Source organism: Saccharothrix syringae, from assembly GCF_009498035.1.
GTDB classification, from domain to species: domain Bacteria; phylum Actinomycetota; class Actinomycetes; order Mycobacteriales; family Pseudonocardiaceae; genus Actinosynnema; species Actinosynnema syringae.
The window spans coordinates 2,470,868-2,491,914 of sequence record NZ_CP034550.1 but is presented as its reverse complement, the minus strand read 5'-3'; the positions used below and the strand labels follow the sequence as shown (position 1 = coordinate 2,491,914).

Genomic DNA, 21,047 nt, shown 5'->3' with positions numbered 1-21,047 from the left:
GTCATGCGTTCAAGCCGCGCGAGTCGAACGTTCGGAGCGCGCGAGTCGAACGTTCAGGACCCCCGAGTTCTACGTTCAAGACCGGCGTGTCCTCCGGTGGGGCACCGCGTGTCCTCCGGTCAAGCACTGCGAGTCCTCCGGTCGGGCACCGCGTGTTGGCCGAGCCGGGAGCTGTTGGTTCACGGGCGACGCTCGCCGCTGGGCAGGCCGCCAAGAGAGGGGAAAAGCGGCTCGTCCTCTCCCGCATGGCCTGCCAGAGGCAACCACACTTGTCAAGAGGGGGCCGAAGGGCATGGCCCCCTCTTGACAAGCGCGGTAGGGCTGCGCCCAGGCCATACGGGAGAGGACGAGAGCGGGGTTTGCTGTTGTTTTTAGCTGTCGCCCTCCAGGTCGCCTTCTGTTTGCAGGTAGATCGTTTGCAGGGCGTTCAGGGTGTTGGGGTCCGGGTGTTGCCACATGCCTCGGTTGGCTGCCTCTAGCAGGCGTTCGGCGATGCCGTGGAGGGCCCAGGGGTTGGATTCGGTCATGAACTTCTGGTTTTCCGGGTCCATGACGTAGGTGGCGGCCAGTTGTTCGTACATCCAGTCGGCTACTACGCCGGTGGTGGCGTCGTAGCCGAAGAGGTAGTCGACTGTGGCGGCCAGTTCGAATGCGCCCTTGTAGCCGTGTTTGCGCATTGCGTTGAGCCAGCGGGGGTTTACTACGCGGGCTCGGAAGATCCTGTTCGTTTCTTCGTGGAGGGTTCTGGTGCGGACCGCGTCGGGGCGGGTGCTGTCGCCCACGTAGGCGGCCGGGGCCTTGCCCGTCAGGGCCCTCACGGTGGCGATCATGCCGCCGTGGTATTGGAAGTAGTCGTCCGAGTCCGCGATGTCGTGTTCCCGGGTGTCGATGTTCTTGGCGGCCACGGCGATGCGCTTGTAGGCGCTTTCCATGTCCGCGCGGGCTTCCCTGCCGTCCAGGTCCCTGCCGTAGGCGTAGCCGCCCCAGACCGCGTAGACCTCGGCCAGGTCGGTGTCGTCCCGCCAGTTGCGGCTGTCGATCAGGGGGAGCAGCCCCGCGCCGTAGGCGCCTGGTTTGCTGCCGAAGATGCGCAGGGTGGCGCGGCGTTGGTCGTGGTGGGTGGCGAGGTCCGCCTGGGCGTGGGCGCGGATGTAGTTGGCCGTGGGGGGTTCGTCCAGGTTGGCGACCAGCTGGACCGCGTCGTCCAGCAGTGCCACCACGTGGGGGAAGGCGTCCCTGAAGAAGCCGCTGATGCGGATGGTCACGTCGATCCTGGGGCGGTTCAGCTCGTCCAGGGGGATGGGTTCCAGGCCCGTTACCCGGCGGGACTGGTCGTCCCAGGTGGGGCGGACGCCCATGAGGGCCAGTACTTCCGCGATGTCGTCGCCTGCCGTGCGCATGGCGCTGGTGCCCCAGACCGAGAGGCCCACCGAGGGGGGCCACTCCCCCGTGTCGGCGCGGTAGCGCTCCAGCAGTGAGTCGGCCATGGCCTGGCCGGTTTCCCAGGCCAGGCGGGACGGGACCGCCTTGGGGTCCACCGAGTAGAAGTTGCGGCCGGTGGGGAGGACGTTGACCAGACCTCGCAGGGGGGAGCCCGAGGGGCCCGCCGGGACGTAGCCGCCGTCGAGGGCGTGGAGGACGTTGGTCAGTTCGTCGGTGGTGCGGGAGAGGCGGGGGACCACTTCCTCGGCGGCGAATTCGAGGATGGCGGCCACGTCGTCGTCGGTGGTGAGGGTGCGGGCGGTGGCCTTGGTCCAGTTGGCGTCTTCCATGGCCTGGACCAGGGCTCGGGCCTCGGCCTCGACCTCGTCCGTCGAGGTGCGGGTGGTGTCCTCCAGGCCCAGGGCTTCCCGCAGGCCGGGGAGGGTCGTCCTGCCCGCCCACATCTGCTTCGCCTGGAGGATGGCCAGGACCAGGTTCACCCGGGTTTCGCCGGTGGGGGCCTCGCCCAGGACGTGCAGGCCGTCGCGGATCTGGACGTCCTTGATCTCGCAGAGCCAGCCGTCCACGTGGAGGAGGAGGTCGTCGAACTCGGCGTCGTGGGGGCGGTCCTCCAGGCCCAGGTCGTGGTCGAGCTTGGCGGCCTGGATGAGGGTCCAGATCTGGGCTCGGATGGCCGGGAGCTTGGCCGGGTCCATGGCGGCGATGGTGCCGTGCTCGTCCAGGAGTTGTTCCAGGCGGGCGATGTCGCCGTAGCTGTCGGCGCGGGTCATGGGTGGTACCAGGTGGTCCACGAGGGTGGCGTGGGCCCGGCGCTTCGCCTGCGTGCCCTCGCCCGGGTCGTTGACCAGGAACGGGTAGATCAGGGGCAGGTCGCCCAGGGCCGCGTCCGGTCCGCAGGACGCGCTCATGCCCGCGGTCTTGCCGGGGAGCCATTCGAGGTTGCCGTGCTTGCCCACGTGGACCACCGCGTCGGCCTGGAACTCCTGTTCCAGCCAGCGGTAGGCGGCCAGGTAGTGGTGGCTCGGGGGGAGGTCCGGGTCGTGGTAGATGGCGATGGGGTTCTCGCCGAAGCCGCGCGGGGGTTGGACCATCACGACCACGTTGCCGGAGCGCAGGGCGGCCAGGACGATGTCGTCGCCGTCCACGAAGAGGGTGCCCGGCGCTTCGCCCCAGTGCTCCTCCATGGCTTCGCGGAGGTCGGCGGGGAGGGTCTGGTACCAGGTCCGGTAGCGGGTGGCGGGTAGCCGCACCGGGTTGCCCTTGAGCTGTTCCTCGGTGAGCCAGTCGGGGTCCTGGCCGCCGGCGGCGATGAGGGCGTGGATCAGGGCGTCGCCGTCCTGGTTGTCGACGCCGGGGAGGTCGGTGCCGATGTCGTAGCCGCGTTCCCGGAGCGCTTCGAGCAGGCGGACGACGCTGGCGGGGGTGTCCAGGCCGACGGCGTTGCCGATGCGGGAGTGCTTGGTCGGGTAGGCCGAGAGCATGATCGCGATCCGGCGGTCGGCCGGGGGGACGTGGCGGAGCCTGCCGTGGCGGACGGCGAGGCCCGCGACGCGGGCGGCCCGCTCCGGGTCGGCCACGTAGACGGTCAGGCCGTCCTCGTCGACCTCCTTGAAGGAGAACGGGACGGTGATGATCCGGCCGTCGAACTCGGGGATGGCCACCTGGGTGGCCGTGTCGAGCGGGGACAGGCCGTCGTCGTTCTCATCCCACGCGGTGCGGCTGGTGGTCAGGCACAGGCCCTGGAGGATGGGGACGTCGAGGGCCGCGAGGGCGCCCACGTCCCACGCCTCGTCGTCACCGCCGGCGGAGGCGGTGGCGGGGGTGGTGCCGCCCGCCGCCAGGACGGTCACCACCAGGGTGTCGGCCTTGCGCAGCTCGGCGAGCAGGGACTCGTCGGCGGAGCGCAGGGACGCGCAGAAGATCGGGAGCGGGGTGCCGCCCTTGGCCTCGATGGCGTCGCACAGGGCGTGGACGAACGCGGTGTTCCCGGCCACGTGGTGGGCGCGGTAGTAGAGCACCGCGATGGTGGGGCCGGTGGGGGTGGTGCCGGTCTCGCGGTCGAGGATCCCCCAGGTGGGGGCCGGTTCGGGGGCGCTGAAGCCGTGGCCGGTGAGCAGGACCGTGTCGGACAGGAAGTCGTGCAGCTGGGCCAGGTTGGCCGCGCCGCCGTGGGCCAGGTAGGCGTGCGCCTCGGCGCAGACGCCGGCGGGCGCGGTGGACAGCTCCATCAGCTCGGCGTCCGGGTTCTGCTCGCCACCCAGGACGACGACCGGGCGAGGGCCGGCCAGGAGGTGGTCCAGGCCCTCCTCCCACGTGCGGCGGCCGCCGAGGATGCGGACCACCACCAGGTCGGTGCCCTCCAGCAGGGCCGGGAGGTCGTCGACGGTGGTGCGGGCCGGGTTGGCCAGGCGGTAGTCGGCGCCGCTCGCGCGGGCGGACAGCAGGTCCGTGTCGGAGGTCGACAGCAGCAGGATCACGTGCGGGCTCCATCCCTCGGGGGTCCTCGCCCCAGGTCGTAGGGGACGGCTGGGCGGAGTTCCTGACTCCCGGGGCTTCCCCCGGTCACAGTGGCGGGACCGCGCCGGACTCGCACCGGCTTCCTCCTGTTGCTTCGCCGTTCGGAGGCCACCCTAACGGGCGGTTAGCATCCAGCCCATGTCCACCGACCGAGTTCGCCCGGACGCCTGCCCCGGCGCCGTCGACGTGCACCGCGCGGCCGACGGCGGGCTGGCGCGGGTGCGGGTGCCCGGCGGCACGCTGAGCGCCCGTCAGCTCGACGTGCTCCGGGAGGCGGCGCTGGAGCTCGGGGACGGGTTCCTGGAGTTGACCTCGCGGGCCAACGTGCAGGTCAGGGGCTTGGCACCGGGGGCAGAGGTCGAGCTGGGCGCCCGGTTGCGCGAGGCGGGGTTGCTGCCCTCGGTGACGCACGAGCGGATCCGGAACGTCGTGGCCGCGCCGCTGGAGGACAACCAGGCCCTGGTCGACGGGATCGACGCGGCGCTGTGCGCGGTGCCGGAGCTGGCCGGGCTGTCCGGGCGGTTCCTGGTCACGGTCGGTGGCCCGGTCAGCGGGCTGGGTGGCGACATCGGGCTGGTCGGGGACGCGTTGTTCCTGGCAGGCCACGATTCAGGGGTCCGGGTGGACGACCCGGTGGCGGCGGTGGTGACCGCGGCGCGGTTGTTCCAGCAGGTGCGCGGCGACGCCTGGCGGCTGTCCGAAGTGGACGGCGGTGTGGGGAGGATCACCTCGGCTTTCGGGACCGTCGTCGACGAGCGCCTGCCCGCCGTTGTGACGCCGGTCATGCCCGGACCGGTCGGGGCGGTCGTCGTGGCCGGGGTGCCGCTGGGGCGGTTGGACGCGCGGCTGCTCGCCGGGGTGCCGGTGCGGGTGACGCCGTGGCGCAGCGTGGTGGTGCCCGCCGGGACCGACACGAACGGGTTGTTCACCTCGCCGGACTCCCCCTGGCACGGGGTGAGCGCGTGCACCGGGCGGCCGGGGTGCGCGAAGTCGTTGAGCGACGTGCGGGCCGACGTGGCCCGGTGGGTCGGCACGCCGCACGCGGGGCGCGTGCACTGGTCGGGCTGCGCGCGCCGGTGCGGGCGGCCCGCCGGGGACGTGGTGGAGTTCGTCGCCACCGACGACGGGTACGAGGAGATCAGGTGACCAGCTACGTCAGGGACGGCGCGGAGATCTACCGCCGGTCGTTCGCCACCATCCGGGCCGAGGCCGACCTCGACCGGTTCCCCGCGGACGTGGCGCGGGTGGTGGTGCGGATGATCCACGCGTGCGGCATGGTCGACCTGGTCGACGACGTGGCCTTCTCGCCGGGCGTGGTGCGCGGGGCGCGGGAGGCGCTGCTGGGCGGCGCCCCGGTGCTGTGCGACGCGCAGATGGTCGCCTCGGGCGTGACGCGGCGGCGGCTGCCGGCGGACAACGAGGTGCTGTGCCTGCTCGGCGACCCGCGGGTGCCCGCGCTGGCCGAGGAGATCGGCAACACGCGCAGCGCCGCCGCCCTGGAGCTGTGGGGCGAGCGGCTGGACGGCGCGGTGGTGGCCATCGGGAACGCCCCCACGGCCCTGTTCCACCTGCTGGACATGGTGGCGGCGGGCGCGCCGAGGCCCGCCGCGGTGCTGGGCGTGCCGGTCGGGTTCATCGGGGCGGCCGAGTCGAAGGACGCGCTGGCGGCCAACGCGCTCGGGTTGGAGTACCTGGTCGTGCGCGGTCGCCGGGGCGGCAGCGCCATGACCGCCGCGGCCGTCAACGCGATCGCGAGCGAGGACGAATGACCGGGAAGCTGTACGGGGTCGGGGTGGGTCCGGGCGACCCGGAGCTGGTGACCGTCAAGGCGGCGCGGCTGATCTCCGAGGCCGACGTGGTGGTGTTCCACAGCGCGCGGCACGGCCGCAGCGTGGCGCGGCGCATCGCCGAGCCCTACCTGCGGCCCGGCCAGGTCGAGGAGCAGCTCGTCTACCCGGTGACCACCGAGGACTCCGACGACTACCAGGGCGAGATCGACGCCTTCTACGAGGAGTGCGCGCGACGGCTGGCGGTCCACCTCGACGCGGGGCGCGTGGTGGTCGTGCTGGCGGCCGGCGACCCGTTCTTCTACGGCTCCTACATGCACCTGCACAAGCGGCTGGCGCACCGGTACGAGGCCGAGGTGGTGCCCGGCGTGACGTCGGTCAGCGCCGGCGCGGCCGTGGTCGGGCGGCCCCTGGTGGAGCGGGACGAGGTGCTGACCGTGCTGCCGGGCACGCTGCCCCCGGACGTGCTGGCCGAGCACCTGGCGGGTGGCGACCCGGTCGCCGTCATGAAGCTGGGGCGGACCTTCCCGCAGGTGCGGCGGGCGCTGGAGGACGCCGGGCGGCTCGACGAGGCGTGGTACGTGGAGCGGGCCACGACCGGCAGGCAGCGAACCGCGCCGCTGTCCGAAGTGGACGCCGGGGACGTGCCGTACTTCTCGTTGGCGCTGCTGCCGAGCAAGGCGCGGCGGCGGCGCGAGTCCGTCGGCGAGGTGGTCGTGGTCGGGCTCGGGCCGGCCGGGCCGCAGTGGCTGACGCCGGAGGCGCGGCGGGCGCTGACCGAGGCCGACGACCTGGTCGGGTACGTGACGTACCTGGACCGGGTGAACGCCGGCCCGCGGCAGCGGGTGCACGCCTCGGACAACAAGGTCGAGTCCGAGCGCGCCGCGTTCGCCCTGGACCTGGCCAGGAGGGGGCGGCGGGTCGCGGTGGTGTCCTCCGGTGACCCCGGCGTGTTCGCCATGGCCAGCGCGGTCCTGGAGGTCGCGGCCGAGGAGCAGTTCGCCGACGTGCCGGTGCGCGTGCTGCCGGGCCTGACCGCCGCGCACGCGGTGGCCAGCCGGGTGGGCGCGCCGCTCGGGCACGACTACTGCGTGGTGTCGCTGTCGGACCGGCTCAAGCCGTGGGGCGTGATCGAGGAGCGGCTGGAGGCGGCGGCCAAGGCCGACCTGGTGCTGGCGATCTACAACCCCGCCTCGAAGAGCCGGCGGTGGCAGGTGGAGTCGGCGCGGGACGTGCTGCTGCGGCACCGCTCCCCCGGCACGCCCGTGGTGATCGGGCGTGACGTGGGCGGGCCGGAGGAGCACGTGCGGGTGGTGCGCCTGGCCGACCTCGACCCGGCCGCGGTGGACATGCGCTGCCTGCTGCTGGTCGGGTCCTCGCAGACCAGGTGGACCGACCGCGGCGCGGTGTTCACCCCGCGCCGCTACCCCGGGTGAGCCAGGCCACGGCCTCGGCGACCGTCTCCACCAGCGGCGCGTCGGGCACCGGCGGGCGGCGCACCACGACCACCGGCAGGCCGAGGTGACGGGCGGCGTCGAGCTTGGCCGCCGTCATCGGGCCGCCGCTGTCCTTGGTGACCAGCACCTCGACCCGGTGCTCCCGCATGAGCGCCAGCTCGCCGTCGAGGGTGTAGGGGCCGCGGTCGAGCACCACGGTCAGGTCGGTGGCCCCGGGCGGGTCGACGGTGCGCGCCACACCGCTGGTGAAGTGGTGCAGCTCCTGGCGGCCGGTGGTGACGAACGCGCGCCGGCCGCGCACCAGCTCGGCGGCCTCGGCGACGCCGTCGACGTAGGTCCAGCCGGGCTGCGGCGGCCACGGCGGGCGGCGCAGCACCAGGAACGGGGTGCCGGTCGCGGCCGTGGCGGCCGCGGCGTTGGCGGTGATCCGGGCGGCGAACGGGTGGGTGGCGTCGACGACGGCGTCGACCCGCTCGGCCCGCAGGTAGTCCACCAGGCCCTGGACGCCGCCGAAGCCGCCGACGCGGACCTCCCCCGGCGGCAGCCTGGGCCGGCTCACCCGGCCGGCCAGCGACGAGATCACCCTGGTGCCCGCGAGGGCGCCGGCCAGCTCGCGCGCCTCCCCGGTGCCACCCAGTACCAGCACGGTCTTCACGGCTGTTGCATCCTGACGTCGTGAGCACGAACCTGCGCTTCGGCTGGACCACCGGGGCCTGCGCCACCGCCGCGACGACCGCGGCCTACACCGCGCTGCTCACCGGCGAGTTCCCCGACCCGGTGGGGATCGTGCTGCCCAAGGGGCAGGAGCCGACCTTCGCGCTGGCCCGGGAGGAGCTGGGCACCGGCTTCGCCGCCGCCCACGTGGTCAAGGACGCGGGCGACGACCCGGACGTCACGCACGGCGCGCTGGTCGGCGCGACGGTGCGGCCCGGCCCGCCCGGCAGCGGGGTGGTCTTCCGCGCCGGTCCCGGCGTGGGCACGGTGACCAAGCCCGGCCTGCCGCTGGAGGTCGGCGAGCCCGCGATCAACCCGGTGCCGCGGCGGATGATGCGCGAGCACGTCGAGCGGGTGGCGCGCGAGCACGGCGGCACCGGCGACGTGGTGGTGGAGATCTCCGTGGCGGGCGGCGAGGAGCTGGCCCGCCGCACCTGGAACCCCCGGCTGGGCATCCTGGGCGGGCTGTCGATCCTGGGCACCACCGGGATCGTGGTGCCGTACTCGTGCTCCGCGTGGATCGACAGCATCCGGCGCGGCGTCGACGTGGCGCGCGCCGCAGGCCGCACGCACGTCGCCGGCTGCACCGGCAGCACCTCGGAGCGGGTCGCCGCCGAGCTGCACGGCCTGCCCGAGGACGCGCTGCTGGACATGGGCGACTTCGCCGGCGCGGTGCTGAAGTACCTGCGGCGCCACCCCGTGCCCCGGCTGACCGTGGCGGGCGGCATCGGCAAGCTGTCCAAGCTCGCCGACGGCCACCTGGACCTGCACTCGGGCCGCTCGCAGGTGGACCTGGGCTTCCTGGCGTCGCTGGTGGGCGACCCCGCGCTGGCCGAGGCGGTGCGCGGGGCGAACACGGCGCTGGGCGCGCTGCGGGTGTGCCAGGCGGCCGGGGTGCCGCTGGGCGACCTGGTCGCGGCGCGGGCCAAGGCCGTGGCGGACGGCGTGCTGCGCGGCGCCCCGGTCGAGGTGGACGTGGTGGTGGTCGACCGGGCCGGGGTCGTGGTCGGGCGGGCGTGAGCCGACGGCGTGACGACCGCCGGTCGTGCGGCGCGTGGTCGCACCGCCGGAGTTGTCGGTGGTCCTCGGTACGGTCGTGCTGTGACGAGCCGCCGCCTGTCCCGCGGTGTCAACCGCCGCCGCTCTCCCGACTGCCCTCGCCCCAGCGCCAACCGAAAGGGCAAGCCGGGTCCGTGCGTCGGCTGCATCAACGATGTCTTCCACCGACGTGACCTCGTTCCCCGCGAGCCGTACGTCGATGCCGACACGGTCAGAAAATGCGACTGCCGCACCTGCGGACGCCCCGTCCCGATCACCTACCGGGAGATCAGGGGTGCGGAGGTGGCGGCCGACTCCTCCCTGGCCGCCTGCGAGTTCTGCACCATCAGTGGCCTCGGTCATCCCGTGCACGGGAACCCGACACCGGCGAACGCCACCCGGGAACGCCTGGAGGCCGAAACGATGTCCGCGGGGCGGGTTCTGCGGGAGCTCGCGGATCACGGTCTCGTTCCCGTCGCCGAGGACCTCGGCGGACATGAGGGCGTGCGGCCCGTCGCTCTCGGTAAGGTGCACGGAGCATCGGCGCTGTTCGTGCGGTGCGAGCTGTGTGGTGGGTCGGAGTTCACCAGCTTGCATCTGATCAACGATCGCATGCGCCGAGGAGGTCTCCCCTGTCGCTCGTGCACCGCCGCTCCCATCACGGCGTCGGCCATCGAGCGGTCGAAGGCCGCGTTCGAAGCCCACCTGCTCCGTCGTCGCGGAGGCGCTGCCCGGGTGTCCGAGCCGGTCGATGCCGAGTGCACGGTCTGCGGCGCGCATCGGCGCGTTTCGTTGGGGCGCCTCCTCGACGGAGCACCTCCCTGCCTGCGGTGCGACGGCGGGTTCGACCCGAATGGTGAGCACTGGGTCTACCAGTTCCACTTCCCGCACTTCGGCGTGTACAAGCTCGGCATCACCCACGCCCGCGATGAACAGCGATTCGCCGACCACCAGCGGGCCGGGGGGAAGTTGGTCGGCAGGGTGCTCGTGCGCGACCGGACGACGGCGTTCCGGATCGAGAAGCTCGGGCTCTCCTCGGTACGCGAATGGGCTGACCGCACCCTGGGCGCGCGTGAGTTCCCCCGGGGTGGTTGGACGGAACTCTGGAGCGATTCGGGCCCTGTGGTGAACCTGCACGCGCTGGTCTCGCAGTTCGAGGCGGTAGCGGGTCACGAGCGGCAGCGGTCGGCCGAGTAGAGGTGGCTGTCGGGGAAGCCCTCGGCGGTCAGCACCCGGCCCACGACGATCACCGCGGTGCGCTTGACGCCGGCGGCCAGCACCCGGTCGGCGATGGTGGCCAGGGTGCCGCGGATGACCTCCTCGTCCTCCCGGCTGGCGCGCGCGACCACGGCCACCGGGCAGTCCGGGCCGTAGTTCGGCAGCAGCTCGGCCACCACCTCGGTGATCCGCTGCACGGCCAGGTGCAGCACGAGCGTGGCGCCACTGCGGCCCAGGGTGGCCAGGTCCTCGCCCGGCGGCATGGGGGTGGCGCGCGCGGCGGTGCGGGTGAGCACCACGGTCTGCCCCACGCCCGGCACGGTCAGCTCGCGGCCCAGCGCCGCCGCCGCCGCGGCGAAGGCGGGCACGCCCGGGGTCACGTCGTAGGGGATGCCCAGGGCGTCCAGCCGGCGCATCTGCTCGGCCACCGCGCTGAACACCGACGGGTCGCCGGAGTGCAGGCGGGCCACGTCGTGGCCGGCGGCGTGGGCGTCGGCCAGCTCGGCGACGATCTCGTCGAGGGTGAGCGACGCGGTGTCGACCAGGCGCGCGCCGGGCGGGCAGTGCCCCAGGACCTCGGTGGGCACCAGCGCGCCCGCGTACAGGCACACCGGTGCGGCGGCGAGCAGGCGCGCGGCGCGCAGGGTCAGCAGGTCGGCCGCGCCGGGGCCCGCGCCGATGAAGTGGACGGTCACTGCTCCTCCTCGGTGACGGACCGGGTGCCGGGCCCGGTGCCGGGTTGGGTTCCGGACTCGGCGCCGGGGCGGGTGCCGGACTCGGGCCCGGTCCAGGGCCTGGTCACGGCCCACAGGGTCACGGGCTTCTGGGGTCGCCAGCCGGTGAAGCCGCCGATCGGCGCGGCCCGGCTGACCTCGACGCGGGTCAGCTCGCCGCCCAGGCGCGCGTGCCAGCCCGTCAGCACGGCCTCGGACTCCAGGGTGACGGCGTTGGCTACCAGGCGGCCACCCGGCCGGAGCGCCGCCCAGCAGCGCTCGACCACGCCGGGCGCGGTCAGGCCGCCGCCGATGAACACCGCGTCCGGCGGCTCCAGGTCCAGCGCGGCGGGCGACTCCCCCACCACCACCCGGATGCCGGGCACGCCCAGCGCGGTGGCGTTGCGGCCGACGCGGGCGGCCCGCTCCGGGGACTTCTCCACCGCGACCGCCCGGCACGCCGGGTGGGTGCGGCACCACTCGACGGCGACGCTGCCCGCGCCCGCGCCGACGTCCCACAGCAGCTCGCCGGGGCGCGGTGCGAGCAGCGCCAGCGTCACCGCGCGCACCTCGCGCTTGGTCAGCTGGCCGTCGTGCTCGTAGGCGTCGTCGGGGCGGCCGGGGGTGGTCGAGGCGCCGTCGCGGCCGCACTCCAGGGCCAGCACGTGCAGCGGGTCGGCGGCGGCCAGGTCGGCGTGCACGCGCTCGCGCGGACCGCCCAGCTGCTCCAGGACGGTGATCCGGGCGTCCGGGGCCAGGGCGGCGACCTCCGCGGGCGAGCCGCCGAGCACCAGGACGCGCCGGCCGGGGTGCAGGTGCGGCACGAGCAGCGCGGCCGGCTTGCCCACCAGGCTGACCACGGTCACCTCGTCGAGCGCCCAGCCGAGCCGGGCGCACGCCAGCGACGCCGACGACGGGTGCGGCAGGACCCGGACCCGGTCGGCGCCCAGCAGCCGCACCAGGGTGGTGCCGATGCCGTGGAACCCGGGGTCGCCGCTGGCCAGCACGCCGATCCGGCGGTCGGCGTGGCGGGCCAGCAGGTCGGGCAGGTTCGGCAGCAGCGGCGAGGGCCAGGCGACCCGCTCGAACTCACCCGGCACCAGGTCGAGCTGGCGGGAGCTGCCCATGAGCACCTGGCAGGAGGCCAGCTCCCGGCGCGCGGCGGGCGGGAGGCCGTCCCAGCCGTCGGCACCGATGCCGACGACGGTGATCATCGGACGGTGCCCAGCACGCGGGTCACGGTGATCTCGATGACCACCCGTTCGGGGTTGGGCCGGGGCGTGCGGTAGCGCCGCGCGTAGCGCTCCACGGCGTCCGCCACGGCCTCGGGCTCGCGGCGGACGACGGCGCGGCCCTCCAGGGTCGACCAGCGGGCTCCGTCCACTTGGCACACCGCGACGCGCGCGCCCTCCGCGCCCGCGACGTGGCGGACCTTGCTGGAACCGCCCGAGGTGATCACGCGCGCGATGCCCGTCTCCAGGTCCAGCGTGACGCCGACCGGCACGACGTGCGGCGTGCCGTCCCGCCGGATCGTGGTCAGCGTGCACAGGTGGCGCTCGGTCCAGAACGCGCGGAAGTCCTCGCCCTTGGTCGACAACATGGGTGCATCATGCGGCACGGCCGGGCTATGGTGGAAAACGTGACGCGCCGATTTAGCCGCCCCCGGCCGGGAGACCCGGTCGCCGGGGCCTGCCGCGCGCGCTGAAATCCCGCGGTCCCGTCGACGGGCCGGCTGGGGGTCTTCCTCCGAAATCCCAGCCACCGCGAAGGGACTCCCGCGATGCCCCGTGACCTCAGCGACCCCGCCTACGGGCCGCACGCCGTGCAGTTGCTGCTCGACGAGATCCTGGCCGTGCTCCCCGGTGACGTGCGCGTGCGCCGCGATCCCCCGGACGTGTCGGTCGACGACAACTACACCGCGCTCGGCTACCCGCCCGACGCCGTCACCCGCGACGCCCGCTACACCCGGTACACCGCGCCGGGCCGGATGCTGCGCAGCCACACCACCGCCATGGTGCCGCCCGCGCTGCGGCTGCTGGGCACCACCGACGACTGGGACGACGTGGTGCTGGCCTGCGTCGGCCAGGTGTACCGGCGCGACGCGGTGGACCGGGTGCACTCGGGCACGCCGCACCAGCTCGACCTGTGGCGCATCTCGCGCCACGAGGCGTCGCTGGACGAGCTGGTGGAGGCGGTGGTGACCGCCGCCGTGCCCGGCCTGCCGTACCGGACCACGCCCGCCACCCACCCCTACACCACCGGCGGGCGGCAGGTGGACGTGCTGGTGGGCGGCCGGTGGCTGGAGGTCGCCGAGTGCGGCCTGGCGGCCCGCCGCGTGCTGCGGCGGGCGTGGCTGCCCGACGACGTGCGCGGCCTGGCGCTGGGCCTGGGCCTGGACCGGCTGCTGATGATCCGCAAGGGCGTGCCGGACATCCGCCTGCTGTCCTCCGACGACCCGCGGGTGGCCGCGCAGATGCTGGACCTGTCGCCGTACCGGCCGGTGTCGCGGCACCCGGCGATCACCCGGGACGTGTCGGTGGCGGTCGCCGCGGACGCCGACGCCGAGACCCTGGGCGACGCGGCACGGGGCGCGGTCGGCGACCTGGCCGAGGAGGTGCTGGTGCTCGACGAGACCCCGGTGGCGGAGCTGCCGCCCGCCGCGGTGGCCCGGCTCGGGGCGCGCCCGGACCAGAAGAACGCGCTGCTGCGCCTGGTCCTGCGCCACCCGACCCGCACCCTGACCGACGAGGAGGCCAACGCGGCGCGCGACGCCGTGCACGCCGCGGTGCACGAGGGGGATCAGCCCCTGATCTCGTTGAGGTAGTTGTAGATGGTGTACCGGGTGACGCCGAGCACGCCCGCCAGGTAGTCGACGGAGTCCCGGATGAGGAACAGCCCCGCTTCGTCCAGCACGCGCACCACCTGCGACTTGTGGGACTTCTTCATCAGCTCCACCGGCACGCCGACCGCGTCGACCGCGCGTTCGACCAGCAGGCGCTGGAGGGTGTCGACGTCGCCCGGGAACGCCTCCACCGCGTTGACCGCGCGGTCCGGCGGCACGCCCGCGCCGGGGTCGCTGTTGACGCACAGGCAGCCGACCGCGACCCCGTCGGCGTCGCGCAGGAACACCGTGGAGGAGCGGATCGCCCGGCCGTCGGGGGCGTAGGTCTCGTAGCCCGCGAGGTCCTGGGTGGTGCCGCGGCGGACCAGGCCGAGCAGCAGGTCGGTCATCGGGCCGCCGACCTGGCGGCCGGTCAGGTCGCCCGCGATGGCGACGATCGAGTTCGGCAGGGCGCCGAGGTCGTGCAGCACGACCTCGGTGCCCGGGCCCAGCGCCTCGGCCAGGCCGTTGACCGTCGGCACCAGGGCGGCGAGCACGTCGTGGGTGACGGGCGCCGCGCCGGTGCGCCGGGGTGCCGGCGCGACCAGCTCCCGCAGGGCGGCGGCGAACCGGTCGACCGTGCCGGGGGTGGTGGAGGCGTGCGGCGACAGGCGGACGTGCTCCGGGCGCACGGTCGCGGTCACGCCCGCGGCCGCCAGCGCCGCGCCGACCACCGGTGCCGGCCGGTCGGGCAGGGTGAACGCCAGGATGCCCGCGCGCCGGTCGGTCGCGGACACCACCTCGCCGCCCGCGGCCCGGACCGCCTCGGCCAGCTCGTCGACGCGCTCGGCGACCCGCCGCTCCAGCGCGGGCACGCCGGCCAGCTCGACCAGCTCCAGGGCCGTGGCCAGGGCGCCCGCGGCGATCGGGCTGAGGTTGGTGATCGACCAGCCCGCGGCGCCCTCGCCCACCGGGTGCACGGCGTCGTCGAACAGCCCGGCGTCCTCGGCGCCCGTCCAGCCCGACAGCACCGGGTCCAGGCGCTCCAGCGCCCGGTCGGACAGCAGCAGGAACCCGGTGGACCAGCCGGCGCGCAGCCACTTCTGGCCGCCGACCACCAGCACGTCGGCCGCCTCCCACGGTTCGTCGACCACGCCGAAGCCCTGGATGCCGTCCACCACCAGCAGCCGGTCGCCCACCGCCTCGCGCAGCGCGGCCAGGTCGGCCCGGTAGCCGGTGCGGAAGTCCACCGCGCTGACCGACACCGCGTCGATCCCGGGGGTCAGCGCGGCGCGCACCGCCTCGGGCGTGACCGGGCCGGCCGGCAGCCACGACACCTCCGCGCCGGGCGCGCGCACCCACGGGTAGGTGTTGGCCGGGAACTCGCCGGCCGACACCAGCACCCCGCCGCGCACGGCGAGCGCGACCTGGAACAGGCCGGTGCTGGTGTTGGGCAGCAGCGCCACGTGGTCGGTGTCGCCCCGGCACAGCCGGGCGGCGGCGGCCCTGGCGCGCAGGTCCTGCCGCATCAGGTCGTCCACGGTGGACGGCCCGGCCGCCGCCGAGGTCTCCAGCAGGCGGGTGGACGCGTCCACCACGGCGTGCGCCGGCGGGCCGAACCGGGCGAAGTCCAGGTACCCCTCCGGCTCGTGGAACTGGACGAGGTACGAGGACGGGATGCGCATGACCACCTAGAGCACCTTCGCGAGGAACTGCTTCGTGCGTTGCCGCCGCGGATTGTCCAGCACCTGCGCGGGCGGGCCCGCCTCGACCACCGCGCCGTCCACCATGAACACCACCGAGTCGGCCACCTGCCGGGCGAAGCCGATCTCGTGCGTCACCACGACCATGGTCATGCCGGCGCGGGCCAGGTCGACCATCACGTCCAGCACCTCGCCCACCAGCTCGGGGTCCAGCGCCGAGGTGGGCTCGTCGAACAGCATCAGCTTCGGCTTCATCGCCAGCGCGCGGGCGATCGCGACCCGCTGCTGCTGGCCGCCGGAGAGCTGGTGCGGGTAGGCGTCGACCTTGTCGGCCAGGCCGACCCGCGCCAGCAGCGCCCGCGCCTCGTCGAACGCGGTGCCCCTGGGGACCCTGAGCACCCGGGCGGGGCCCTCGGCCACGTTCTCCAGCGCGGTGCGGTGCGGGAACAGGTTGAACCGCTGGAACACCATGCCGATGTCCCGCCGCTGCCGCGCCACCTCGCGCTCGCGCAGCTCGTGCAGCCTGCCGCCGCGCTCGGCGAAGCCCACCGGGGTGCCGTCGACCCGGATGCGGCCCGCGTCGATGGTCTCCAGGTGGTTGACGCACCGCAGGAACGTCGACTTGCCCGCGCCCGACGGGCCGAGCAGGCACACCACCTCGCCCGCCGCGACCTCCAGGTCGACGCCGCGCAGCACCTCGACGCCGCCGAAGGACTTGCGCACGCCGACCGCGCTCACCAGGCTCATCGCGCGCTGTGCCGTCATCTTCCGGCGACCCCCTTGCCGTAGGCGCGTTCCAGGAAGTGCTGGCCGACGCTCGCCACGCTGACCACGACCATGTACCAGGCGGCCGCGGCCAGCAGCGTCTCCATGATCTGGAGGTTGCGCGAGGCGATGTTGTTGGCCGCGTGGACCAGCTCCAGGAAGCCGATGACCGACGCCATGGAGGTGCCCTTGAGCATGTTGATGAAGTTGTTGCCGGTCGGCGGGATGATCACCCGCATGGCCTGCGGCAGCACCACGCGGCGCAGCGCGGTGGCCGGGGTCATGCCGATGGCCTTGGCCGCCTCGACCTGGCCGTGGTCCACGCTGTTCAGGCCGGCCCGCACGATCTCGGCCATGTAGGCGCTCTCGTTGAGGCCCAGGCCGAGCAGGGCGGCCACGAACGCGGTCACCAGGACGTTGGTCTTCTCCTCGTACAGGCCGAAGAGCGAGATCTCCTCGAACACCAGGGCCAGGTTGAACCACAGCAGGATCTGCAGCAGCACGGGCAGGCCCCGGAACAGCCACACGTACCCGGCGGCGAACCAGCGGGCGACCGGGTTGGGCGAGCGCCGCAGCAGCGCGACGCCCACGCCGAGCACGATCGCGCCGGCCTGCGCGACCACCGCCAGCACGACGGTGTTGACCAGGCCGCGCAGCATGATCTCGTGGGTGAAGAAGCCCGGCACGGCGGCGTAGTCGATCTTCGCGCCGGCCAGCGCCCAGACCAGCGCGCCGAGCGCGGCCAGCAGGACCGCGCCGCCGACCCAGCGGCCCCGGTGGCGCAGCGGGACGACCACCAGTTCATCGGGGGCCGGTTCGTCACCTGCCATTGACGGTCACCTTCCCGACCGCGCCCTGCTCGACGTCCCAGGCGTCGAGGATCTTGCCGTAGGTGCCGTCGTCGACCAGCGCCTGGAGCGCCTTCCGCACGGCCGCGGTCAGCTCGGGGGTGTTCTTGTTGACGCCGATGCCGTACGGGCCGCCGTTGATCGGGGCCAGGTCCACGACCTCGAAGAACTCGCCGTCGCCCGCGGTCCTGGCCACGTAGACGGCGGTGGGCAGGTCGTTGAGGATGGCGGCGACGCGGCCGGTGCGCAGCTGGTTCTGGTTCTGCGTGTCGCTGTCGGTGGCGGTCACCTGGATGGGGTCGCCGGACAGGCACCGGTGCTGCTTGGCGAAGGTCTCCTGGCTGGAGCCGAGGTTGACCGCGACGGCCTTGCCGCACAGGTCGTCCGGGCCCTTGATGCCCGCCGGGTTGCCCTTCTGCACCATGATCGTGATGCCGGAGGTGAAGTAGTCGACGAAGTCGATGGCCTGCTGCCGCTCGGGGGTGTCGTTCATCGCGGCCATGGTCACGTCGATCCGGCCCGCCTGGAGGCTGGTGATCAGCGAGCTGAACGCCATGTCCTGGTGCTCGACGGTCAGGCCGAGCTTGGCGCCGACGGCCTTGACCAGGTCGACCTCGGAGCCGACGGGGGTCTTGCCGTCGGCGGCGTAGAAGTTGTTGGGCGGGTTCTGGACGTTGGAGCCGACCCGCAGCTTCCCGGCCTGCCGGATGCCCTCGGGCAGGCTCGCGGCCAGGGCGTCGTCCTTGGTCACCGCCCCCACGATCGCCGCGGTGTCGGGCTGGTCGCCGCCGCCGGCCGACGGTTGCTCCTCGGCGGGCGAACCGCACGCGACCAGCGTGAACAGGGACAGGGCAACCGCTGCGGTCCGGCGCACGGGACACCTCCTGCGATGGGGTGGCCCGAAAACTACAACGTTCTGTTGAAGACGTCCACAAGTTGTTGAAAGGAATTCGGCGCGTGTCCCGGTCGTTGGAGCGGGTACAAGGGGTGGAACGCCCCACGTCCACACCGAGGAGGACCTATGGCCACCGTGGAGCTGACCGCGGAGAACTTCGACGACGTAGTCGGCGGCTCCGAGATGGTCCTGGTCGACTTCTGGGCGAGCTGGTGCGGCCCGTGCCGCCAGTTCGCCCCGGTCTACGAGAAGTCCGCCGAGAAGCACTCGGACATCGTGTTCGGCAAGGTCGACACCGAGGCGCAGCAGCAGCTCGCCGCGGCGTTCCAGATCCGGTCGATCCCGACCCTGATGATCGTGCGCGACGGCGTCGTGCTCTACGCCCAGCCCGGCGCCCTGCCGGAGGCGGCCCTGGAGGACCTGATCGACCAGGCCCGGAAGGTCGACATGGACGAGGTGCACAAGCAGGTCGCCGAGCAGAAGGCGGAGCAGCAGTCCTGACGCTGTGACGTGAAGGTGACGTGAAGGTCTTCCCGCGGCGGCGGTCCCACGACGGGACCGCCGCCGCGGCGCGTCAGCCGTCCATCGCCCGCGTGTCGCGCGGCGGTGCCACCGGGTCCTGCCCGCTGGACTCGCCGGTCTCCATCCGCCGGCCCCGCTCCAGCTCGGCGTCCAGCTCCGCGCCCAGCAGCAGCGCGAGGTTCGAGATCCACAGCCAGACCAGGAAGACGATCACACCGGCCAGCGAGCCGTAGGTCTTGTTGTACGAGGAGAAGTTCGCCACGTACAGCGCGAAGCCGGTCGACGCGGCCACCCACACCAGCACGGCCAGCAGGCCGCCCGGCGTGATCCACAGGAAGCTCGGCTGCCGCACGTTCGGCGACGCCCAGTACAGCAGCCCGATCGCGGCGCTGGCCAGCAGGAACAGCACGGGCCACTTGGCGATGTCCCACACCGTGACGAACGTGGGCCCCAGCCCGATCAGGTCGCCCAGCCACCGCGAGACGCCGCCGGTGAGCGTGACGCCGAGCGCGGTCAGCGCCAGCAGCACCACCACGCCCACGGTCAGCCCCAGCCGCAGCGGGATGACCTTCCAGAACGGGCGCCCCTCCTCCACGTCGTAGATCGAGTTCGACGCGCGCATGAACGCGCCCACGTACCCGGAGGCGGACCACAGCGCGGTGACCAGGCCGACGATCGCGAGCGGCCCGCTGGCCCTCGACTGCTGGAGGTTCTGGATGCCCTGGGCGATGAAGTCCTTGGCCTCGCCCGGACCGAGCACGTCCAGGCTGTCCACAATGGTCTGGGTGGAGTTCGGCCCGAGCAGGCCGAGCAGCGACGTGAGCAGCAGGATCCCGGGGAACAGCGACAGCACGGCGTAGTAGGTCAGGGCGGCGGCCCAGTCGGTGAGGTTGTCGTCGTTGAACTCCTTCACCGTGCGCTTCAGCACGCCCCACCAGGAGCGCTTGGGCAACTTGGTGGGTGCGTCGGGTGCTCGCGTCGCCATGGCCGTCGGGGTTCCCCCGAAAACGTGGCGTACACCAGGGGCGTTCTGGGTAGTCGGGTGGGCAAGTGAGAGGAGTCGGCCATGAACCACGTCGCCACCGACCGCGAACCGTCCACCGCCGAACTGGTCAACCGGCTCTCGGAGCAGGTGAGCAGGCTCGCGCGGGACGAGATCCGGCTGGCCGTGGCGGAGATGCGCACGAAGGGCAGGCGCGTCGGCACCGGCGCCGGGCTCCTCGGCGGCGCCGGCGTGCTGGCCTGGTTCGGCCTGGGCGCCGTGATCGCCGGCCTGGTGCTGCTGCTGGCCACGGTGTGGCCCGCGTGGGTCTCGGCGTTCGTCGTCGCCCTGGCCGTGCTCGCCGTCGCGGGCGTGCTCGCACTGGCCGGCCGCAAGCAGATCGACCGCGGTACCCCGCCCGTGCCGGAAGAGGCCATCGCGGGCGTGAAGCAGGACATCGCCACCGTGAGCGAGAGGGCACACCGATGAGCGGCCCGATGAGGGACAACGGTCCGAGCGACCCGGACGAGCTGCGCGCCGAGGTGGAGCGGACGCGGCGCGAGCTGGGCGACACCGTCGAGGCGCTGGCGCACAAGGCGGACGTGCCGGGCCGGGTCAAGGAGAAGGCGCACGAAGGGGTGGAGAAGGTGAAGGAGACCGCGACGCGGGCGAACGCGGCCGTCTCCGCGGCGGCGGGCAAGGCGGCCGCCGCGGTCGGCCAGGCCGCGGACAAGGCGGGCGAGCAGGCGTCGAAGGCCGGTGCCGCCGCGGGTGCGGCGGCCGGGAGCGCCGGGGTCGCCACCGGTGAGAAGGCCGGCCGGCTGGGCGAGAAGGCGGGCGCGGTCGCGGCGCAGGTCGGCGAGAGGGCCACGGCCGTCGCCGGGCAGGTCGGCGAGAAGGCGGGCGCGGTCGGTGAGAAGGCCGGCGCGGTGGCCACCCAGGTGGGCGAGAAGGCCGGGGTGGTCGCCACCCGGGTGGGTGAGAGGGCCACCGCGGTCGCCGGGCAGGTGGGCGAGCGGGCCACCCGGGCGGTCGAGCAGCTGCCGCCGACCGTGCAGCAGCGCGTGGAGCGGGCCCGCAGGCACCCGGCGGCGGTGGCCGCGGGCGCGGTGGCGCTCCTGGTGGTGCTGTGGAAGCTCGCGCGGCGGGGGCGGTGACCGTGGGCAAGCTGCTCTACCGACCACTGGGCCTGCTGTTCGGCGTGCTGGGCGGGTTGGCCGCCAGCGCGGTGTTCGGCCAGGTGTGGAAGCTCATCACCGGCACGAAGGAGGCCCCCACCGCGACCCAGAAGGACCGCGGCTGGGGCGAGGTGCTGCTGGCCGCGACCGTCCAGGGCGCGATCTTCGGCCTGGTGAAGGCCGCGATCGACCGGGGCGGCGCGACCGGGTACGAGAAGATCGCCGGCGAGTGGCCCGGGGACACCGACAAGCACGACGGCCGCTGAGGCCGGGTGCTCCCGGACGAGCCGCCCTAGGAGGGCGGCTCGTCCTCGTTCCCGGGTCGGTCGCGCCGCTCGTCCTCGTCGAGGAACTGCGTGGGGTCCACGTCGAGGTCGGGCGGCTCCGGCGTGCCCGGGGAGTGCGGCGGGTCCGGGTTGACGGGCTTGTCGTCGGGTTCGCTCATG

At 73.7% G+C, this 21,047-nt stretch carries 21 protein-coding genes and 1 riboswitch; of the genes, 10 read left to right on the top strand and 11 right to left on the bottom strand.

Annotation, left to right across the window (positions count from 1 at the left end; translation table 11 throughout):
* Positions 1-371 precede the first annotated feature (371 nt).
* Entirely contained in the window at positions 372-3,920 is a 3,549-nt protein-coding gene (cobN, locus tag EKG83_RS11710; RefSeq protein WP_033427138.1) for a cobaltochelatase subunit CobN, read from the bottom strand.
* 35 nt (positions 3,921-3,955) lie between these two features.
* Positions 3,956-4,091: riboswitch (cobalamin riboswitch) on the bottom strand.
* Between the two features lie 7 nt (positions 4,092-4,098).
* On the opposite strand from cobN, the gene EKG83_RS11705 reads away from it, so the two are divergent.
* The 3 genes from EKG83_RS11705 to EKG83_RS11695 are packed head-to-tail and all read left to right on the top strand — an operon-like array spanning position 4,099 to position 7,183.
* The gene (locus EKG83_RS11705; protein ID WP_033427137.1) at positions 4,099-5,106 is read left to right on the top strand and encodes a hypothetical protein; all 1,008 of its coding nucleotides are present in this window, start codon (positions 4,099-4,101) and stop codon (positions 5,104-5,106) included.
* Complete coding sequence (locus tag EKG83_RS11700) at positions 5,103-5,729, top strand: precorrin-8X methylmutase (protein WP_033427136.1); 627 nt, start codon at positions 5,103-5,105, stop codon at positions 5,727-5,729. Before EKG83_RS11705 ends, EKG83_RS11700 begins: the two co-directional genes overlap by 4 nt.
* Positions 5,726-7,183: a precorrin-2 C(20)-methyltransferase gene (locus EKG83_RS11695; protein ID WP_033427135.1), complete on the top strand. Its 1,458-nt coding sequence runs from the start codon at positions 5,726-5,728 to the stop codon at positions 7,181-7,183. Before EKG83_RS11700 ends, EKG83_RS11695 begins: the two co-directional genes overlap by 4 nt.
* On the opposite strand, the gene EKG83_RS11690 is transcribed toward EKG83_RS11695, so the two are convergent.
* Positions 7,158-7,859: a cobalt-precorrin-6A reductase gene (locus tag EKG83_RS11690; protein ID WP_033427134.1), complete on the bottom strand. Its 702-nt coding sequence runs from the start codon at positions 7,857-7,859 to the stop codon at positions 7,158-7,160. The two genes, EKG83_RS11695 and EKG83_RS11690, sit on opposite strands and share 26 nt — an antisense overlap.
* A gap of 20 nt (positions 7,860-7,879) precedes the next feature.
* On the opposite strand from EKG83_RS11690, the gene EKG83_RS11685 reads away from it, so the two are divergent.
* Together EKG83_RS11685 and EKG83_RS11680 are read left to right on the top strand one after the other, a co-directional pair.
* Positions 7,880-8,938 (top strand): cobalt-precorrin-5B (C(1))-methyltransferase, encoded by a 1,059-nt coding sequence (locus tag EKG83_RS11685; protein WP_051764187.1) that lies wholly within the window; start codon positions 7,880-7,882, stop codon positions 8,936-8,938.
* An 81-nt stretch (positions 8,939-9,019) separates the two neighbouring features.
* Positions 9,020-10,153: a hypothetical protein gene (locus EKG83_RS11680; RefSeq protein WP_153278025.1), complete on the top strand. Its 1,134-nt coding sequence runs from the start codon at positions 9,020-9,022 to the stop codon at positions 10,151-10,153.
* Here EKG83_RS11680 and cobM read toward each other — a convergent pair.
* Genes cobM through EKG83_RS11665 form a run of 3 tightly spaced genes read right to left on the bottom strand, consistent with a single transcriptional unit; the run spans position 10,126 to position 12,487 of the window.
* Positions 10,126-10,869: a precorrin-4 C(11)-methyltransferase gene (gene cobM / locus EKG83_RS11675; RefSeq protein ID WP_033427131.1), complete on the bottom strand. Its 744-nt coding sequence runs from the start codon at positions 10,867-10,869 to the stop codon at positions 10,126-10,128. The genes EKG83_RS11680 and cobM overlap by 28 nt on opposite strands.
* On the bottom strand, positions 10,866-12,101 hold the full coding sequence (cbiE, locus tag EKG83_RS11670) for a precorrin-6y C5,15-methyltransferase (decarboxylating) subunit CbiE (protein WP_084715815.1): 1,236 nt from the start codon (positions 12,099-12,101) through the stop codon (positions 10,866-10,868). Before cbiE ends, cobM begins: the two co-directional genes overlap by 4 nt.
* On the bottom strand, positions 12,098-12,487 hold the full coding sequence (locus tag EKG83_RS11665; RefSeq protein WP_033427130.1) for a pyridoxamine 5'-phosphate oxidase family protein: 390 nt from the start codon (positions 12,485-12,487) through the stop codon (positions 12,098-12,100). The genes cbiE and EKG83_RS11665 overlap by 4 nt, the downstream gene beginning before the upstream one ends.
* A 180-nt stretch (positions 12,488-12,667) precedes the next feature.
* On the opposite strand from EKG83_RS11665, the gene srmL reads away from it, so the two are divergent.
* Positions 12,668-13,711 carry a PheS-related mystery ligase SrmL gene (gene srmL / locus EKG83_RS11660; protein WP_033427129.1) on the top strand — a complete coding sequence of 348 codons (1,044 nt, stop codon included), beginning with the start codon at positions 12,668-12,670 and terminating at the stop codon, positions 13,709-13,711.
* On the opposite strand, the gene EKG83_RS11655 is transcribed toward srmL, so the two are convergent.
* From EKG83_RS11655 to EKG83_RS11640, 4 genes are read right to left on the bottom strand one after another with little or no spacing between them, the layout of a single operon-like run.
* On the bottom strand, positions 13,687-15,393 hold the full coding sequence (locus tag EKG83_RS11655) for an aminotransferase class V-fold PLP-dependent enzyme (protein WP_033427324.1): 1,707 nt from the start codon (positions 15,391-15,393) through the stop codon (positions 13,687-13,689). The genes srmL and EKG83_RS11655 overlap by 25 nt on opposite strands.
* Before the next feature lie 6 nt (positions 15,394-15,399).
* A complete protein-coding gene (locus EKG83_RS11650; protein WP_282916579.1) occupies positions 15,400-16,176 on the bottom strand; it encodes an amino acid ABC transporter ATP-binding protein in 777 nt (258 codons plus the stop codon).
* Complete coding sequence (locus tag EKG83_RS11645; RefSeq protein ID WP_033427127.1) at positions 16,173-17,006, bottom strand: amino acid ABC transporter permease; 834 nt, start codon at positions 17,004-17,006, stop codon at positions 16,173-16,175. The genes EKG83_RS11650 and EKG83_RS11645 overlap by 4 nt, the downstream gene beginning before the upstream one ends.
* Entirely contained in the window at positions 16,996-17,898 is a 903-nt protein-coding gene (locus EKG83_RS11640) for an ABC transporter substrate-binding protein (RefSeq protein ID WP_051764186.1), read from the bottom strand. The genes EKG83_RS11645 and EKG83_RS11640 overlap by 11 nt, the downstream gene beginning before the upstream one ends.
* Before the next feature lie 147 nt (positions 17,899-18,045).
* Between EKG83_RS11640 and trxA the strand changes: the two genes are divergently transcribed.
* Positions 18,046-18,420, top strand: a complete 375-nt coding sequence (gene trxA / locus EKG83_RS11635) for a thioredoxin (RefSeq protein WP_033427126.1) — start codon at positions 18,046-18,048, stop codon at positions 18,418-18,420.
* Positions 18,421-18,493: 73 nt separating this feature from the next.
* Here trxA and EKG83_RS11630 read toward each other — a convergent pair whose 3' ends face one another.
* Entirely contained in the window at positions 18,494-19,426 is a 933-nt protein-coding gene (locus EKG83_RS11630; protein ID WP_033427125.1) for a YihY/virulence factor BrkB family protein, read from the bottom strand.
* Between the two features lie 81 nt (positions 19,427-19,507).
* Between EKG83_RS11630 and EKG83_RS11625 the strand changes: the two genes are divergently transcribed.
* Genes EKG83_RS11625 through EKG83_RS11615 form a run of 3 tightly spaced genes read left to right on the top strand, consistent with a single transcriptional unit; the run spans position 19,508 to position 20,867 of the window.
* On the top strand, positions 19,508-19,912 hold the full coding sequence (locus EKG83_RS11625; RefSeq protein ID WP_033427124.1) for a phage holin family protein: 405 nt from the start codon (positions 19,508-19,510) through the stop codon (positions 19,910-19,912).
* Positions 19,913-19,920: 8 nt separating this feature from the next.
* The gene (locus EKG83_RS11620) at positions 19,921-20,580 is read left to right on the top strand and encodes a DUF3618 domain-containing protein (protein ID WP_051764185.1); all 660 of its coding nucleotides are present in this window, start codon (positions 19,921-19,923) and stop codon (positions 20,578-20,580) included.
* Complete coding sequence (locus EKG83_RS11615) at positions 20,553-20,867, top strand: DUF4235 domain-containing protein (RefSeq protein WP_228122579.1); 315 nt, start codon at positions 20,553-20,555, stop codon at positions 20,865-20,867. Before EKG83_RS11620 ends, EKG83_RS11615 begins: the two co-directional genes overlap by 28 nt.
* 26 nt (positions 20,868-20,893) lie before the next feature.
* Here the strand turns inward: EKG83_RS11615 and EKG83_RS11610 are convergent, their stop codons facing one another.
* Positions 20,894-21,046, bottom strand: coding sequence for a hypothetical protein (locus EKG83_RS11610; protein ID WP_153278024.1), 153 nt, complete (start codon positions 21,044-21,046; stop codon positions 20,894-20,896).
* Position 21,047 lies beyond the last annotated feature (1 nt).

Bases quoted from the DNA above. Each gene is read 5' to 3' on its own strand.
- EKG83_RS11705 (WP_033427137.1), top strand. From the start codon at position 4,099: ATGTCCACCGACCGAGTTCGCCCGGACGCCTGCCCCGGCGCCGTCGAC.
- EKG83_RS11695 (WP_033427135.1), top strand. From the start codon at position 5,726: ATGACCGGGAAGCTGTACGGGGTCGGGGTGGGTCCGGGCGACCCGGAG.
- cbiE (WP_084715815.1), bottom strand. From the start codon at position 12,101: ATGATCACCGTCGTCGGCATCGGTGCCGACGGCTGGGACGGCCTCCCG.
- EKG83_RS11665 (WP_033427130.1), bottom strand. From the start codon at position 12,487: ATGTTGTCGACCAAGGGCGAGGACTTCCGCGCGTTCTGGACCGAGCGC.
- srmL (WP_033427129.1), top strand. From the start codon at position 12,668: ATGCCCCGTGACCTCAGCGACCCCGCCTACGGGCCGCACGCCGTGCAG.
- EKG83_RS11655 (WP_033427324.1), bottom strand. From the start codon at position 15,393: ATGCGCATCCCGTCCTCGTACCTCGTCCAGTTCCACGAGCCGGAGGGG.
- EKG83_RS11650 (WP_282916579.1), bottom strand. From the start codon at position 16,176: ATGACGGCACAGCGCGCGATGAGCCTGGTGAGCGCGGTCGGCGTGCGC.
- EKG83_RS11645 (WP_033427127.1), bottom strand. From the start codon at position 17,006: ATGGCAGGTGACGAACCGGCCCCCGATGAACTGGTGGTCGTCCCGCTG.
- trxA (WP_033427126.1), top strand. From the start codon at position 18,046: ATGGCCACCGTGGAGCTGACCGCGGAGAACTTCGACGACGTAGTCGGC.
- EKG83_RS11630 (WP_033427125.1), bottom strand. From the start codon at position 19,426: ATGGCGACGCGAGCACCCGACGCACCCACCAAGTTGCCCAAGCGCTCC.
- EKG83_RS11625 (WP_033427124.1), top strand. From the start codon at position 19,508: ATGAACCACGTCGCCACCGACCGCGAACCGTCCACCGCCGAACTGGTC.
- EKG83_RS11620 (WP_051764185.1), top strand. From the start codon at position 19,921: ATGAGGGACAACGGTCCGAGCGACCCGGACGAGCTGCGCGCCGAGGTG.
- EKG83_RS11610 (WP_153278024.1), bottom strand. From the start codon at position 21,046: ATGAGCGAACCCGACGACAAGCCCGTCAACCCGGACCCGCCGCACTCC.